Origin of the sequence: Arthrobacter sp. 18067 (assembly GCF_902706295.1) — a bacterium.
In the GTDB taxonomy this organism is placed as follows: Bacteria; Actinomycetota; Actinomycetes; order Actinomycetales; family Micrococcaceae; genus Arthrobacter.
Genome location: NZ_CACSJJ010000005.1, coordinates 66,492 through 81,849 on the forward strand (window position 1 = coordinate 66,492; position 15,358 = coordinate 81,849).

A 15,358-nucleotide genomic window follows, 5' to 3' on the forward strand; every position below is an offset into this window, starting at 1 on the left:
GTTGATATCATATTAACTAATTGAGGGAGTTTGAATGAAAGTCACCAAAGCGAAATTAGTGGATGTGCCAGCGCTGGCTTGGACGTCAGCGCTGGCTTTCACTCGTCTGGAAGGCCGCGACAGGCCACTGCGGGCCGCGCTCGAATACTTCCTTCAACTCACTGCCACGCTGGGACAACAGAACAACGGCAGCCTCTTCCATCACGAACGCCGTGTCATGGTCGGCATTGAGAACCACCGGAAACCGCAGCTGCAGTCCCGGCTGGTCGGCTCCCTGGCGCTCCTCGTCCCCATGCTTGTGGTGTACCTGGTGATTTCCCCGGTCGCTGGACCGGTGGTGGGCATCATCGCCGCGATGGTGGTGCTGTTCGTGCCGATGGCGCCGGCCTTCGCCCGGATGCTGGGGCCAGAAGCCCGTACCGCCGAACGGGTGCACCAGAAAGCCCTCAACGCGCTGCCCGAGGACCGGCAGGTATACACCTACACCCAGCTGGCGCGCCGACTCACTGCCCCGGCAGGATCAGCACAGGAGCTCCTGAGGGAAGTCCTTGACCAGCAAGTACCCCCGGGGGCTGCGATCTCCTGCATTGCAGCGGACCGGCGTCTGATCCCGATCTACGAACGAGTCGGCCTCCGTCAACAGGGCGACTCCTTGGCCATGCTCACCCCCGAACCCAGCGCTGGGGCAGCCGAGCACAACGGGATGACCCCCGAGGCAGGGGCAAGGGACACTGGAACCAAACGCAACCCGCCGGGTAGCAATATGTAAATCCGGGATCAGGCATACCTACACCAGCCGACGACGCCATATCGGCGTCCACGGCGGGAGCAGGGGCCACTTTGACTGACCACACCTGCGACGCCGCGAAAGGAGGACACCATGACCACGAATGAAAACAACACCGACGCGAAGATCCAGTTCGGTAAAGACCCGAAGGAAATGAGCAAGGACGAATTCGTCCAGCTGCTCAAGGACATCAAAGACGGGACCGTTACACCGGCAGTTGAGATCGACGACATAGGACAACGAAGCAATCTCCAGCCAGGAGACGCGATCACTTTCCTGCCAGCACCCAACGGGGGTGCCTAAGACATGTGCCGTCCCAAGAGTCACCCCCGCGGCGGCTACCAGTGCAAAGATCCAAACAGCATCGCCGCGGCTGCAGCCGGTGAACTCCAGGCCTACATAGGGGCCACGCCCTTCCGGCCTGAAAGCTCCGAACTGCTCTCCCTGGATTCCCGCCCCTCCTACTACTCCTCAGAAGAATGGCGGGAATACGACGACACCATTCGAAACGCCGGGGCGTCCCACGACATAGAACTCCTGGACGATAAGCCGGCAGATGGCCTGTGGGAAGGCGAAACGGAACCCGCTGGCGCCTACACGGTGCGCGGATCCGAAGAATGCATCAGATCCTGGGCCGCAGAAATCGCCGGCCGCTACAACCAGGACTCCGTCATGGTCGCCTTTGTCGATGAAGCCGGACCAGACCGGATGTACACATTCGGCGGAGAGACGAACATCGACGCCGACGACGCGCTCGATACCCTCAGGCTCGCCGGGATCCCCGGCGGCAGGGTCGTTGATGGCAGGCTGCAGATCCTCCAGACCGATGGCCAGCCTGACAAACTGGCCCTCTACGCCATCCAATGCCGCTACGGCAGCCCCCAATGGACACCCGTCCGGGCCGAATTCGTAGAAAAGAACACCGACTACGCCAGACACGCCCCCATCCGCGAAATCCAAAAAATCCGCCAGGACTACCGCGAGCGCCACGGCTTCACTGCACGGACGGAAATGCCGCACATGTCCGAGCTTGATGACATCGCCGCGGCGAAGGCCTACGGGGAAGCGGTCCATGATCCCCGGGATCCAGTGGTACGGCGTTCGTATCGTTCCCTGGGGAAACATGTGCAGGAGCAGTACTCAGACTTTGTCTCTGCTGGCTTCAGCTTTGAGCCATGGGAATCAGTCAGCAGCGAGCAACCCTATGCCGATTCGGCCGAAATGTTGGCTGATCTGCGGGAGTCCAAGCATCTGTTCTATTTCCGTACCGAGGTCTCGGACGATACGGAAGGTGCGTTGCCGGCAGGGCATCCCATGGCGCGCACCGTGACCGTTCCCGATGGGTGTGGGGGGACCAGGCATGTGCCGCTCAATGATGCCTTTCGAGCTGTGCACGACGCCATCGCCCATGGCGATGGCCTGATGTTCGGGCCTGAGGGTGAACGACGTGCGTGGTGGACACACCGGACATGCCTTCCCAAGGAGGCACGGCTCGCGTTGTTCTGTGAGACCAGGGGACAGAACACCTGGACTAACGCGGGACCTCACATGCGGGACGGTGATCGGGTACTGCAGCGCGGGGATCACGGCTGGCTGGCACAACCCGAGCGCCCCTATGCGGTTCAGAAAGCAGTGAGGATCCCCAAAGGTCTCTGCTGACAGGTGAGCTCCTTCAGGCAGTCCCGCCCACTCCCTTGCAAAAGCGGCGGGACTGCGATCTATCCGACATGATGGCGACTGAAACGCCTGACCCGAATGCCGCGCCGTCATATGTGACGCACCATGAGACGGCGTATCAGGGGAGTCCGAGGGTGTATTACGCTGAGCTCGAAACGTCATCCTGTTGTGGGTATGGCACCCGCGCGGGGCAGAAGAGGCGGCTAAATTTGCCGCTTCACGGGCTCCCCCACAAAGATGTGGAGAAACCTTCTGTGAATGATTACGAACGTGGCCTGAGCGCATGGGATGAATTTGAGCTGACGGGCGAAATTGCCGTACTTGTTCAGGCGGTCGGGCTCCTGCGCCGGGCCGTCGATACGGCACGGGGGGATCTCCTTGTGGAGCGAACGGGCAATCTGGGCCTGGTCTTGGGCCGGTTGTACGACCAGACCTATGATCTGGAGGCTCTTCGGGAATCCGTGGCACTCCTTGGAGCGCGTTCGGGTTCATTCGTGCCGGACCAGCGGGAGTACGGCTATGCCTGTGCGCTGCAGAAACTAGCCGCAGAGACCGAGGACTTGGAGATTCTTGATCGAGCGATCGGACGGCTGCGGTCGCTGTCTCTGCACGCGGCCACGGATGAGACTATGCGGGCCAGAGCGTTGTCGGCCCTCAGCACGGCGCTGCAGGACCGTTATGAGTACGGCTCCGATAAGGCGGCTCTCGCGGAGGCAGTGGATCGGGCTCGTGAGTCGGTGGAGATGACGCCGGCCGAATCGCCGCGCCGCGGTCCTCATTTGTCCCATCTGGGCCTTGCTTTGCGGATGACTTTCGAGAGTTCGGGGGACATCGCTGCCCTGGACGATGCCATAGATGCCAGCCGGGCCGCAGTCCAGGCCATAAATGATGATGTGCCCAGCAAAGATATTGAAATGAGCATGCTGGCCTTGGCATTGAGATTCCGATATGAAGCTCTGGGGGACCTGGAGGCACTTGAAGAGTCCTTCAAATGGCAACGCCAGGCGATAGCCCACCTACCGCCCGGCAATGGCAGGATCGCAGCGCATCAGTCAAATCTGGCCCTTGCTCTGTGGACCCGTGCCGACCGTACAGGCGATACGGCAACGCTGGACGAATCGATCAGAGTGGCTCGGAAGGCGGTGGCGTCAACGTCTTCGGAATCTTCGGACCGTAACCTGTACGCCAACAACCTTGGTCTGTCACTGATGACCGCAGCGCGGACAAGGAGGGAATCCAACGAGCTCGACGAAGCGATCCGAATCTTCCAGGACATCATCCGGAACACTTCCACCGACCGGACCCTGGTCCACGAAGTCGCATCCAACCTCTCTATCGCCTTACGCCAGCGTGGACGCGATGCCCGCGATTTACTGGAAGCGATTTCTGCGGTTGAAATGGCAAACCTTGCAGCACCCGAAGGGCATATAGGGCGAGTGCGGTACGGGACCCTGATAGGAGTTCTCCACCGTGAGGCTGCCTTGCAAGGAACAGACACCAACTCACGCCTGTCGGCTTCGGTCACCGCTCTACGTGCCGCCATTACCGATGCCGGTTCCGACAACCCTGACCGAGCCATGGCCCAATTCGAGCTTGCCTCCTCACTGATGGCCGGGCCACATGATCCCGCCGCACGGGCCGAGGCCTTGCGTCTTGTTAGGGAGGCCTCCTCAATGACCTCGGTCGCCCCACGGGTGGCAATCGATGCGTCGCGGTTCGCTGCTGAGATGTTGGCAGAAGACAACGAACTCGAAGAAGCACTGGAGTTCTATGAAAGGGCTGTCCACTCCCTATCCCGTGTTGCACCGCAAACCGCTGACCTCGCCGATCGGGGCACGGAACTGGAGCGGTTCCTCGGTATGGCGTCGGAAGCAGCCTCGCTGGCCCTTGAACTGGGTGATACCGGGCGGGCACTGAACTTGCTTGAGCGTGGGCGGAGCCTTCTTTTTGGGGCCTTGCTCGATGATGTGCCCCTCATGGGACGGCTCCGGATGCACCACCCCGAACTGGCGCATGAGTTCGAGGGGTTGCGGCAAATGGTCGACATCGGGGGAGTGGACGCCCTGTCCATCCCGGACGTGGAGGACCGACACCATCACCGGAAGAAATGGGACGAAGTCGTAGCCCGGATCCGCGCACAGGATGGATTCGAAGACTTCCTTCTACCTTCCGTGGCCGTGGAGACAATTCAAGTCCAAGACCCCGTCATCATTCTTCTCGGTGGCCGCGCCAGATGCGATGCTCTCGTCATTGCAGGAGGGACGATAGCCAGAGTCCCGCTACCAGGCATCGACCAGGCAACAGTACGAGCGAAAGCGCTGGTCCTACGTCAGCAAATTGATGCGTTAGCCGAAGCGAGCAACGCGGGCAGGCAAGCTGCCGAACACCATTTCACTGAATTGTTCGGGCAGAGTTCGGCATGGATCTTTGACCGAATCATCAGGCCACTCCTTCCGCACCTGGCCAACGCGACCCGGATCAATTGGATCCCGACAGGCGCCTTTTCCGGGCTCCCCCTACACACCGCCGGCGAACATGTGCCCGGGGATAACCTTGAGAGGTTCACCTCCAACTATGCCGCGAGCATCGGCTCACTCACACATCCGGGATGGAATCTCTCGCACAGCAGAGTGAGCGTAATCGGCGGCGAAGACCCATCACTGCGGGGCGCTGACCGCGAGGCCGCCGTGGTTGCCGAACGCTTAGGGGCGCAGGTACCGCTCAGCTCCGTCGACGCGACGGCGGAGGCCGTGCTCACAGAGTTCCGGCACTCCGGTGTCGTTCATGTGGCAGTCCACGGCTTCACCAACCCACGCAAACGATTTGAGGGCGGGCTTGCCCTGGCTGATCGCGATGTGCGGGCAATTGAGGTGGCACGGGCCGGTGCTGACCTCAACCTTGCCTACCTCTCGGCATGCGACACAGCATCCGCGGACGAACACCTCAGCGACGAACCGCTCCATCTGGCTGCGGCCCTGAGGGCCGCCGGTTGCGCCAACGTGGTCGCCGCCATCTGGCCCCTTGACGACCAGGCAGCAGCCCAGCTTGCTGAGGAATTTTATGCCGACGGGATCCCCACCGACCCTGCAGCAGCCTTGCACCGCGCCCAGCTGCGCCTATGGACCCAAAACCCGCAGCGGCCCTCAGCCTGGGCCGCCATGACACACTGGGGCCCGGCCCGGTGACTATTCAGCGCATCGTCTTGGACAGCGACGCCCTGGAAAGCAACTCATCCGGTGGTCAGCCCGCCCGGCCCGGAGCGCACTTCACTGCCTCACAGTCCATAGTCCCGGAGATGGAAGGCGCAACACTTGAGGTGCTGCATGTCCTGGGCGGCGACAACGAATTCCGGGCACTCGAGGGGTTACGGGTCGATGAATGCGATCAGCTGAACCGGCACCTGGAGCGGCATCCGGTAGAGGCTCTGGTGCTGGATTCGTGCTGGACCCCTGAAACAGGAGAGCTCCTGGCGAAAGGAGCGAGGACGGTCATTGGCATCCCGGCCCGAATCGGCCGCTCCGACGCAAACCAGTTCCTCTCAAGTTGGTTCCAAGCCATGGCAGAGGGCGCCGAGACCACCGACGCGTTTGAACGTGCCTTCATGGCCATCGCGGCGTACGAACTTCCCGACGACGTCCAACCCGTGCTCTTCTCGCGTGGAATCGATGCGTACGGCTTCCGGGCAGCGCGTCGAGGCAGCCTGGTGGACTTGGCATTCGGGACCAACCGCACAGTTGATGCCAGGCGAAAGGAGCTCACCTCCCGCCCCGGGCCTTCGCTTAGAGGAACCTGCCAGGTTAAGGTCTTCTCAACGGCGCGGATCGGCCGACCCCGACGGTCCCTCGGCCGCGATGACACTCCCATACTCTCAACCCACACCTTGGTGGACAACACGGCGTTCACCGACGCTATGACGGCGGCACTCGACGCGGACACCACAAACCGGCGAGCAGTCCTGGTGTACGTACACGGATTCAACACAGGCTTCCCTGAGGCCGCGCAGCGCGCCGCACAGATCCACGTCGATCTAACCGTCCCCGGAGCAACCGTTCTGTTCAGCTGGCCCTCCCGTGGAAGCGGAAACCAACGCGCCTATACCGCCGACGAAGACTCAGTCATCGCCGCCGAACGCCCTCTCTATGACCTGCTTGCCGAGCTACACAACCTGCCAAACGTCGGGCCCGTCCACGTGTTGGCCCATAGCATGGGCTGCAGGGCAGCTGTCAGGGTGGTGGTGAGGGCCGCTGAAGCCGCTGTGCCTCCTTTCGAACTGGGCGAGCTGATCCTCGCTGCGCCCGACGTCTCCGAAAGCTACTTCACGCAAGTCTCTCCTCTTCTGCCCGATATTGCCCGAAGGACAACCGTCTACACCTCCCTGCGAGACAGGGCCTTACGCACTTCCGAGTTCCTCCACAATGCCGCGCGCGTCGGCAACGGAAAGCCCAGCCTGTTCGTCCCGGAAATCCCCGCGGGGATGACATTCGTCGACGCCGAGAAAGTTGACGTCTCCTTCATCGGGCACGGCTACTACGCCGCATCAGCTCCCGTGCTCCGCGATCTCAGCTGGCTGCTGTACGGGCTGCCCGCCGATTCGCGCTTCGGCATCGAAAGCAACACTCCTGGACGACTAACGCTGCGATCCAGCCGCTGACCTCTGGTTCAAGGTAGCCGGGCACTGCCCCCAGGCAGCCAAGGAGACACACAGTTTTCATATTTGTTAGTGTCTTATCAACAAAAGTCGGGATCGACGTGGCGTTGATTCCATAAAGAACCCTCCAAATCCAAGGAAAGGCGATTCGATGAGCAAGCGCAATGATGATCTTGCAGAAGTGATTGCGGATCATTTTGGTGTGGAGGATCTGGACTCTTGTGAGGATTCCGAACTCGTGGAGAGCATCACGACATTGGTGAAGAAGATCCACGCGGCTGGCCTAGGGCCATCGAGTGTGAAGGGGTTAGTGAACACGGAGGGTGTCAGGCAGATTCTTGGTCTGGCCAGCATTGAATCTACGCGGGTAACAATGTCAAGAGACAAGGCTTTCCCCACTGCGGTTGTCACGGAAAAGCTATGGAAGGCCGACGAGGTTCGAAAATATAGCCTCGAACGGGAAAAGACGCGCCTTGGGGCACCGGGCAGGCCGCCTATATCCTCACGACGTCATGCAGAGGGAGCGTAACGGCGCGGCGCAATCCCAGCATTAATTCGGATCTTCCTGGTTTGCTCGGGGGTGATCCCCGCGAGTCGAGCCAAGTCTTTCACCGGAGTCGTTCCGCTTCCTGCCACCTGGACAAGAATGCGTTCTACTTCCCGCAGTGCCGTATCTGTTTCCCTTAGGGCCGCGGGTAGCTTGGAAGCGACGTTCATCAGCGATTCCAGTAGTTTCTGAGGCGGCAGATTCAGCTGGACTTCGGAATTTTTGAGCGCGTTCAGGCCGAGATCCCGAACCAAGTAGAGCCTTTGGCGTGATAAGCCGGCGTGGCCGGCTAGCTCGGTCGCCGGGAGCTTATTTTTGAATCCTTGGGCAACTAGAGTCGCGCGTTGGGAACGCAGGGACTTCAGCTTCTCCTTGGCTTCTCTGTAGGCGGCTCCTGCCGCTGCGAGTTCGATAAGAGTTGCAGGGGTTTCTGGGGTGGTCATGGAGCGTTCTCCTGTGTCACTTTCGGCGGTCTCGCCCTCGGGGTCCTGTTCGCTGATCCGACGGAGGCAACCCTATGGCGGCGGCTGAAAAAGTGTCAATAACGTTTGGTTTTGCTCCCACCTGGCTTGAGGCTTGTCCGACTGTCCATGCGAGCGCTGCTCCATCAGTCCTACGTCGCCGCCATAATCGTCGCCAGGTGAGGCTTCTCCTTGTCTGGTGGCCGGGTACACCTAGCGCCCGAGGGGTCGGGCCGGGGGCCGGCTAACTTGGTGTAGATGGAAGGAATGCTGACGTTTTTCACATTCTTTACCATGCAGAATCTACCAATCGACGCGGTCTAGGGAGGTATCGTGGTAAGCATGCGATCCACCCCCTTTGATTCTTTCCACCCTGGCGACCCTGTCGAAGCGGCACTCGTAAACTTAGCAAGAGCCGGGGTGAAGGGAAGCCCTAGCAACGTTCGGAAGGTCGCCAACCAACTGATTCGGCGGGTACCAGAAGGTATCTCTGACGCAGAAGCCTTCCGCATTGCGCTGCATGACGCAATCAGCGTAGTTCCTGGTAACGAATTGTTGATGTCAGGGGAATCACTCCCCATGGAAGCCGGCGGCGCAGGTCCACTAGTGGACGTAGACCTATCTCCCGACGGATCAGGCCTAGTCTTGCCGCCCAAGGTTCAAGCTGAATTGGACGAGATCGTGCTTGAGCGGAAAAGGGATAGCCTCTTAGCCCTCCGCGGCATGACACCTTCACACTCTGCTTTGTTGTCAGGTCCACCAGGCGTGGGAAAAACCCTCGCTAGCCGATGGGTTGCAGAACAAGTTGATCTACCTCTGGTATCTCTCGACCTAGCGGCCGTTCTCTCAAGTTACTTAGGAACCTCTGGAAGAAACATCAGGGACGTGCTGGACTTCGCCAAGTCGACGCCTTGCGTCCTATTGCTCGACGAATTTGACGCGTTGGCTAAAGCTCGGGACGACGACAGCGACGTTGGCGAGTTGAAGCGAATTGTGAACGTCCTCCTCGTCGAACTGGACCGGTGGGAGAGTCGCAGCTTCCTGATTGCAGCTACAAACCATGCCCAGCTTCTTGATCCAGCAATCGGTAGACGATTTGATCGAATCATCAATTTCCCATTGCCCGGGCTTAGGGAGAGAGAGCTCCTGATCGCAGATAAGGCAACGGGAGCTGTGGACACAGCAATTATCCTGGCAATCGCCGAAATCACCGAAGGCAGCTCACCTTCTGACTTGACCCGTTTGATCGAAAGAGCGGGGAGACGAAGCATCCTGTATGAGGCCCCGTTTGAACGAGTACTGCTTACAGAGCTAATCTCGGCCTCGCCTGCGTCCGGCAAGAAGCGCGACGTCATTTGGGAAAGACTTCACCGAGAATTTGGTCTATCGCTGCGAGCGATTGCAGACTTGGCTGGGGTTAGTCATCCGACTGTGTCCCAAGCAATTCGACGCATCGAAAAATAGGGGAAATATATGGCTGAGCTCGGCGAGACGGGACGCCCATTTCTGTACAAAGGCGAAGCCTTGCGGACTCCTGCGGAGAAACCCCCGGCTGGCGGCGGAGACAAATTTGAGCCCCAGACCGCCGTTCAGGCCCGTGCCATACTACTGCCACAGATCCGGTCGGTGCGCGAGGAAGTGGCAGCTTTAGATAACCAACTTCGCGTTCCAGGACATACGTTCATCGAAGCAAAGCTTCTACCGAACTACCTTGCGGCATCTTCATTCCCTGGCCAGCTCATTAACAAGCTTGGTGCCATGCCTGTCGGATCTCGGGCCGAGGAAGGCCTCTATGTCACGGCAACCACATCGAAAAATGCCATTACCCGACGACTTGTGCTCTCGGTACCAGACGATTCCCTAGCTGAGCTGGAGCATCTCATTGAATCACAGGGAACCAACCGAAGTGAGCGGGCCGCCTTTGAGGAGATTCGCAAGCTCGACGAGCTTTCCCTGCCCTCACAGGCTGTCTTGCGGGCAATCACCGAAGTTGAGAATCCAGAAGACGAAATTATTCTCTGGGAAACCGTCCTAAACCCTATCGGTCTGCAAGGCGAAGCCCTTGTCCCTGCAACTGATGCAGTTATTGATCGCTGGGCTGCCGCAGTTGAGAACGAAGGAGGCAGCGTTGAAAGGGGCTTTATCCGACAAGTTGGAGGATTGACTTTTGTACCCGTTCGGGCAGCAAAGGGATCGCTCGAAAACCTTTCGGGCTTCAACGCACTTAGAATCGTCAGACCCATGCCAGCAATCCCGCCTCGACCTATCTTTGGCACTAGATCGTCCGCGGTGTGGCACGGACCAGGCTCGCTGGCGACAAGAGCCACCGGCTTCAAGATCGCAGTGTTCGATGGTGGGCTTAATGAAGCAGCGAACTCCAAGAACCACATGGTTGCGGACTCAATTGACCTGACAGGCGGCCAATCCCATCCCGATTCCCTCGTGCATGGAACAGCTGTCACCGGAGCCGCCCTGTACGGTCTAGTGCGTTCTGGAGATCAAACCAGTGCTCCCCCGCTCCCTCTTGACAGTTTTCGTGTACTTCCCGCTCCTGCAATCCCGGGTGACATGTACGGTTACTGGGTACTAGACCGGATTAAGGAAGTGGTTTCTCGGGACGAGCACAAGATCATTAACCTGAGCCTCGGTCCTACGCTGCCTGTCAAGGACGATCTTGAGCCAAACCGCTGGACTAGCGAACTGGATACGTTGGCCTGGGAGCGCGATGTCATGTTCATCGTGGCTGCCGGAAATGACGGACATCTCGATCCTGAGAGCGGCAGGCACCGAGTTCAAGTTCCTGCCGATATGGTCAACGGGTTCAGTGTTGGCGCTTGCGATGTTCCCTCACCGGACCGTCCCTGGCACCGCTCTTCGTATTCATCCGTGGGTCCCGGGCGCTGGGGTGGCAGAGTCCAACCGCTCGGTGTTCAGTTTGGTGGGTCCGATGCCCAAAAATTCCCAGTACTGGCAGCAGACGGGACCTTTCTGGAAGCAACTGGAACCAGCTTCGCTGCGCCCTTGGTCACCTATGCGATGTCTGAACTGGCGATCAACCTTCCGACTGTCAATACCAATGTCCTGCGAGCATTTGGTGTGCATTTTGCGGAACGACCAGCTAGGGGCCACAAGCAGCTTCAACCCGAAGTTGGGTACGGTCGAATTCCCAGCGATTTCCTCGGTACGTTGACCTGTTCGGCCGATGAGGCTCATGTCTTATACAAGGACTCCAGTGAACGCGGTGAGCTGCATGCCTACAAGCTACCAGTCCCTCGCGGCCTCTCTGGGAAACTTGAAGTCCGAATCACCCTGGCCTACCTATCGCCCGTCGAACCCACAGAAGCAACGGAGTACACGCGGGCCTCAATAGACCTCACCCTCCGACCGCATGCATTTATGCACCGTTTCACCTCGCCCCACAACAACCGGATATTTCAGACTCTCGATCGTCGGAGCCAAGAGGCACTGCAGCTGATCGGACAGGGGTGGCGAGAAAGCCAAGAGCCAGTCACAAAGTCCTTGGGCTCATCGAGCGGAAGAAACGAGGCCAGCCTTCGCGAAGGTGGAAAGTGGGAGACGCTACGGCACTACCGTTTCACTCTCTCTCCCGATGACGTCGAGGATCCCCGAATCGAACTGACATACCTGACACGAGGGCGCGGTCAACTGGACAATTCGCCGAGCAAGCTGCCGTTTGCGCTTCTGATATCCGTGACTGATACATCTGGAGCTGGTCAGCTGTATGACAGCGCGGTCGCACAATTCCGTGCACTTCAGCCGGCCGGCCGTACGCGAGCCAGAGTCGGTCTAAGGTCGCAAGCGGAATCCCTCTGGGAGGAGTGACAGGAGGAGACCCCTGCCGCGAGCCTTGCTCGTCCCTGTCCGCGCACTCCTGGCGGCGTGGGCACTCCTGGCGGCGTGGGCACTCCTCGTGGATTCTCAATTGCCGAAGCCCGATCAAATAGCGGTTGACCGAAGCTTCAACGAGATTATCCCCGACCCACTTTGGAGGTCCCTGGGAAGAACCAGCAAGGCCCCGAGACACTCCACATCATGGGGAAACGCCTGATGGCATCCCCCACGACGCTGTTATTGGCTCAGTCCATTATTGCTTCTCTTGGCGCCCACGGCTGCCCCGCCGCGCGTCTTTCTGGCCTTGGTTGCCTTCCCGGTCGTCACGGCTGCGTTGGGGTGTGTGCCCTCGCTGCGAGCGGCCGCGAGGCGGCCACATATCTGGTTTCGTTGGCGCCGGTATCGGCGAGTGACTCCGCCAACTTCTCGCGGTGTTCAGCGGAACCGTAGCCGTCTTGTACAGCGGGTTCGGTCTTCAGGCTCTGGTCTTTTGGCCGGCTACTGTCGTTGCCGGTGACGCGGTTCTCGATCTCGCGGCCGATGCCCTCCATGCGGGCGAAGAGTTCCTTTTCGGCGCGCTCGTAGCGCTGTTCCTGGTTTGAATATTTGCCGCCTTTGAAGCCGCCCTCTTCGAGCAGTTTTGCTTCGTGCAGGTTCTTGGCGGCGTTCGCGAAGGCGGGGTCGTTGAAGTGTTCTTCGCCGACCCCGTTGATGCCGTCCTTGCCGATGATGAACATGCGCTCTTGGACGGCGGCGTTCCGCTATCTCCAGCGCCTTGGGGGTTTTCGCGCTGTGGGCGTGCTGGAGTGCTTTGGCCAGTTCGGGGTTGGCCAGGTATTCCACGGGTACTTGGTGGCGTTCCATTTCGGCGCGAGTTCGCGGCTTGGGCGCGGAGTTCTTCTGCGCGGGCGGCCGCGATCAGTTGCGAAGCCTTCTCGTGTTCAATATCCTTTGCGCTCTTCTACCTCTCCGCATATCTGGTTGTCTTGGTCTTTCGCGGTCGCGGCTGTGTTGATGCATCAGCGATTGCCGCAGTCCGCCGTCAATTACGTCGTCGATTCCGTCTGATTCACTCATTGGTGTGCCCGGAACTTACTGACGCAGCAAAAAGCGCCGCGTTAGGAAGACCACGATTGTCAGATCAACAGCCAAGAGCCAGACGGGGCGCCTTTGTCGCCCAGTCTACGGCATCGCGTCGCTTCAACAGATCGCAACTTCTTCCCCAAAACCGGCACCACACGCAGGGTGGAAGGGAGGCAACCTTCTCAGGCGTTGTGCTGAGAATGGATTGTTCGCAGTGTTTGGAGACCGGGCGTGTCGTCCTGCATGTATCTGGCGGATGGCTGAGAATGATACGCCGGCAGCGCGCGCTATGGAGCGCAATGAAGCATGCTGTTGGTTACGAGGGCATTGATGTGTTCGCGGGCCTGGATTGCGGCGGTTCGCCCCTGACCCAGGTGGAGGGTAGTTGCGTGGCCATATCAGTCGAGCTTTCGAAGCTCGTAGCCCAACGCGTCCGCAAGAGCGATGAGCAGGAGCTCGCTGGAGGGGAGCTGCATCTCGGAGCCTCGCCGGCGTTGTTCAACCAGCTCGTGCTCCTCCGTGTTGGTGCAAGTGCAGTCGGCGGTGATCCTGTCAGACTCGCCGCGGGCACTCTCCAGGGGCTCGTCGTCAGTCATGGAAGGATCCAGCACCCATTGACCTTGGTCTCTGACGAGATTCAGCACGACGGCATCCTGGATCAGATGTCCGAATTCTGGGGCTGTGGCTTCTATGCGGGTCATGGCAGGGTCCTTTCAAGCTTTCGGTATGGAACACAAGCAGGGCCCGGAAGTGCGGGCTCTATGCTGCGTCGATAAAACGCTGGATGGTGCACTCAAGAGCGAAGTAGGCCGCTGCGGCGTTTCTTGCTTTGGCAGCCTCCATCGCGGCGACGTCTTCTTGCGCGTGACTGAGGAGAGTCTTGAGCTCATCAGTGCTAAGTGTCTTGGTCGCCACCTCGGCCCCTTTTGTTAATTTTGTATAAATATATTATGTGGCGCTCGCATCCGATGTCAACAACCTTGCGATTAACCCCTGGCGAGCATCACTACTGAAGTAGGTGGCGACCGAAGTGCTTTTTCAATGGGGGTGATCCACCCGTCACCTAACTTCCGTCTTTGAAGAGCGCCAAGGAAGATCACCTACCAGGGATGGCACCCACAGCGGGTCAGGCCTGCAGCTAATGGGCGAGCCGCTCACTCTCACTCCTATGGCTGCTGAATCAACACGGCCGGATAGGCCGGCTGGTGGCCGCCAAGCCCTCCGGGGTGTGGCATAAGCCAGACCCCGGAGGACTTCTTCTAGGCCTTCAGCAGTTCAAATGCGCGGGATTTCAGGTTTACGACGGGGGCGCTGAGAGCGCGCATCGCCCTGGCGGTATCGAGGCTCGTCGTCCACTTGTTGCGCTGAACGGGGGCGAAGTGATCGACGTACTCAGTGACAGCCTGGTACCCGGCCCAGCGCGTTCCACGGATCGCCTTATTGGTATTGGCTTCGGTGAAGAGCCTTTCCAGCTCGTTAGTCCGGTCTGTATGGCGACGCTGGGTGGTTGCGGGAGCGTCAGAGGACGGGGCGGGGAAAAGCTTGTCCACAATGCCCATGAACGCGACATCGGTCAGGGTCTGCTCAATCATCTGCTCCGCCTCGATCTGGAACGCGTCCTGATATTTGAACGTCAGACCGAGGGCCTGACGGGCTTGGGCGATGGCTGCTGAAGCACCGCGGGTGTGGCGCACCGAGAAGGTTGACCGCGCGGCTCGGAGGGCGGCAGCCTGCGTGTTGGCGCAGACGACCCGAACTGGCGTGACGAGGAATCGGAATGCGGAACTGCCGTCGTGACTGTTGAGGGCGGCAAGGTAGAGGTCAACGCAGTCGACCCCGCCAATGTTCATATGCTGGGGCATCTTCATTGTGACGAAAACTTCGCGCCCGCCCTTGAGGGATCCGGCAGTTTCGAAGTGGGCCCCGGATTCGTCGACCAGAGCATTGAGCAGATGCGTGTGCTCCTCATTCTGGATGGGCTGGTACTTCTTGCCGACGACCCCGAGAACATCAGGGGTTCCGCTTACCGGGTTGGTTCGGACGGTGGCGAACTGATCCGGAACACTAAGAGTAGTGACGCCTTCCTCGGAAAGCATAGGTTCGGTGCGGAGGGCGACCTTTCGAACGTCCCAATTGGTAAGCAGCGCCAGGTCCAGCGCCTCTTGAGCATTCATTGCGCCCTTGGTGACGGTGCCGAGTCGGTGCCATGCGTCCTCGCGAGCGGAGACGAAAGCGGCTGTGCCGTTCTGGAAGATTTCGATGCGGTGAGTCATGGTATTCCCTTGCTTAATTTGTTGATCTGA

Annotated in this window: 13 protein-coding genes; 8 read left to right on the plus strand and 5 right to left on the minus strand. The window is 59.6% G+C overall.

Features of this window, described 5'->3' with window-relative positions:
* Positions 1 to 34: 34 nt before the first annotated feature.
* The 6 genes from GVL04_RS06660 to GVL04_RS06685 all read left to right on the plus strand — a co-directional run bounded on the left by GVL04_RS06660 (position 35) and on the right by GVL04_RS06685 (position 7,641).
* Positions 35 to 769, plus strand: coding sequence for a hypothetical protein (locus GVL04_RS06660; protein WP_159701441.1), 735 nt, complete (start codon positions 35 to 37; stop codon positions 767 to 769).
* A gap of 111 nt (positions 770 to 880) precedes the next feature.
* Entirely contained in the window at positions 881 to 1,090 is a 210-nt protein-coding gene (locus tag GVL04_RS06665; RefSeq protein WP_159701444.1) for a hypothetical protein, read from the plus strand.
* 3 nt (positions 1,091 to 1,093) lie between these two features.
* The gene (locus GVL04_RS06670) at positions 1,094 to 2,446 is read left to right on the plus strand and encodes a hypothetical protein (RefSeq protein WP_159701447.1); all 1,353 of its coding nucleotides are present in this window, start codon (positions 1,094 to 1,096) and stop codon (positions 2,444 to 2,446) included.
* A gap of 272 nt (positions 2,447 to 2,718) precedes the next feature.
* Positions 2,719 to 5,649, plus strand: a complete 2,931-nt coding sequence (locus GVL04_RS06675) for a CHAT domain-containing protein (protein ID WP_159701450.1) — start codon at positions 2,719 to 2,721, stop codon at positions 5,647 to 5,649.
* Positions 5,646 to 7,115, plus strand: a complete 1,470-nt coding sequence (locus tag GVL04_RS06680; RefSeq protein ID WP_159701453.1) for an alpha/beta hydrolase — start codon at positions 5,646 to 5,648, stop codon at positions 7,113 to 7,115. Before GVL04_RS06675 ends, GVL04_RS06680 begins: the two co-directional genes overlap by 4 nt.
* A 148-nt stretch (positions 7,116 to 7,263) precedes the next feature.
* Positions 7,264 to 7,641 (plus strand): hypothetical protein, encoded by a 378-nt coding sequence (locus tag GVL04_RS06685; RefSeq protein WP_159701456.1) that lies wholly within the window; start codon positions 7,264 to 7,266, stop codon positions 7,639 to 7,641.
* Here GVL04_RS06685 and GVL04_RS06690 read toward each other — a convergent pair.
* Positions 7,623 to 8,102: a hypothetical protein gene (locus tag GVL04_RS06690; protein ID WP_159701459.1), complete on the minus strand. Its 480-nt coding sequence runs from the start codon at positions 8,100 to 8,102 to the stop codon at positions 7,623 to 7,625. The genes GVL04_RS06685 and GVL04_RS06690 overlap by 19 nt on opposite strands.
* A 741-nt stretch (positions 8,103 to 8,843) precedes the next feature.
* On the opposite strand from GVL04_RS06690, the gene GVL04_RS06695 reads away from it, so the two are divergent.
* Both GVL04_RS06695 and GVL04_RS06700 read left to right on the plus strand, forming a co-directional pair.
* On the plus strand, positions 8,844 to 9,584 hold the full coding sequence (locus GVL04_RS06695) for an AAA family ATPase (RefSeq protein ID WP_235036208.1): 741 nt from the start codon (positions 8,844 to 8,846) through the stop codon (positions 9,582 to 9,584).
* A 9-nt stretch (positions 9,585 to 9,593) separates the two neighbouring features.
* A complete protein-coding gene (locus GVL04_RS06700; RefSeq protein ID WP_159701465.1) occupies positions 9,594 to 11,963 on the plus strand; it encodes a S8 family peptidase in 2,370 nt (789 codons plus the stop codon).
* 332 nt (positions 11,964 to 12,295) lie between these two features.
* On the opposite strand, the gene GVL04_RS24885 is transcribed toward GVL04_RS06700, so the two are convergent.
* The 4 genes from GVL04_RS24885 to GVL04_RS06720 form a co-directional block, all read right to left on the minus strand.
* Positions 12,296 to 12,709, minus strand: coding sequence for a hypothetical protein (locus GVL04_RS24885; RefSeq protein ID WP_327785614.1), 414 nt, complete (start codon positions 12,707 to 12,709; stop codon positions 12,296 to 12,298).
* Between the two features lie 744 nt (positions 12,710 to 13,453).
* Complete coding sequence (locus GVL04_RS06710) at positions 13,454 to 13,756, minus strand: hypothetical protein (protein ID WP_159701468.1); 303 nt, start codon at positions 13,754 to 13,756, stop codon at positions 13,454 to 13,456.
* Positions 13,757 to 13,814: 58 nt separating this feature from the next.
* Positions 13,815 to 13,970 (minus strand): hypothetical protein, encoded by a 156-nt coding sequence (locus tag GVL04_RS06715; RefSeq protein WP_159701471.1) that lies wholly within the window; start codon positions 13,968 to 13,970, stop codon positions 13,815 to 13,817.
* 344 nt (positions 13,971 to 14,314) lie between these two features.
* The gene (locus GVL04_RS06720; RefSeq protein WP_159701474.1) at positions 14,315 to 15,328 is read right to left on the minus strand and encodes a DUF932 domain-containing protein; all 1,014 of its coding nucleotides are present in this window, start codon (positions 15,326 to 15,328) and stop codon (positions 14,315 to 14,317) included.
* Positions 15,329 to 15,358 lie beyond the last annotated feature (30 nt).

Coding starts and splice junctions, on each gene's coding strand:
- GVL04_RS06710 (WP_159701468.1), bottom strand. CDS start 13,756: ATGACCCGCATAGAAGCCACAGCCCCAGAATTCGGACATCTGATCCAG.
- GVL04_RS06690 (WP_159701459.1), bottom strand. CDS start 8,102: ATGACCACCCCAGAAACCCCTGCAACTCTTATCGAACTCGCAGCGGCA.
- GVL04_RS06670 (WP_159701447.1), top strand. CDS start 1,094: ATGTGCCGTCCCAAGAGTCACCCCCGCGGCGGCTACCAGTGCAAAGAT.
- GVL04_RS06720 (WP_159701474.1), bottom strand. CDS start 15,328: ATGACTCACCGCATCGAAATCTTCCAGAACGGCACAGCCGCTTTCGTC.
- GVL04_RS06665 (WP_159701444.1), top strand. CDS start 881: ATGACCACGAATGAAAACAACACCGACGCGAAGATCCAGTTCGGTAAA.
- GVL04_RS24885 (WP_327785614.1), bottom strand. CDS start 12,709: ATGTTCATCATCGGCAAGGACGGCATCAACGGGGTCGGCGAAGAACAC.
- GVL04_RS06695 (WP_235036208.1), top strand. CDS start 8,844: ATGACACCTTCACACTCTGCTTTGTTGTCAGGTCCACCAGGCGTGGGA.
- GVL04_RS06700 (WP_159701465.1), top strand. CDS start 9,594: ATGGCTGAGCTCGGCGAGACGGGACGCCCATTTCTGTACAAAGGCGAA.
- GVL04_RS06660 (WP_159701441.1), top strand. CDS start 35: ATGAAAGTCACCAAAGCGAAATTAGTGGATGTGCCAGCGCTGGCTTGG.
- GVL04_RS06685 (WP_159701456.1), top strand. CDS start 7,264: ATGAGCAAGCGCAATGATGATCTTGCAGAAGTGATTGCGGATCATTTT.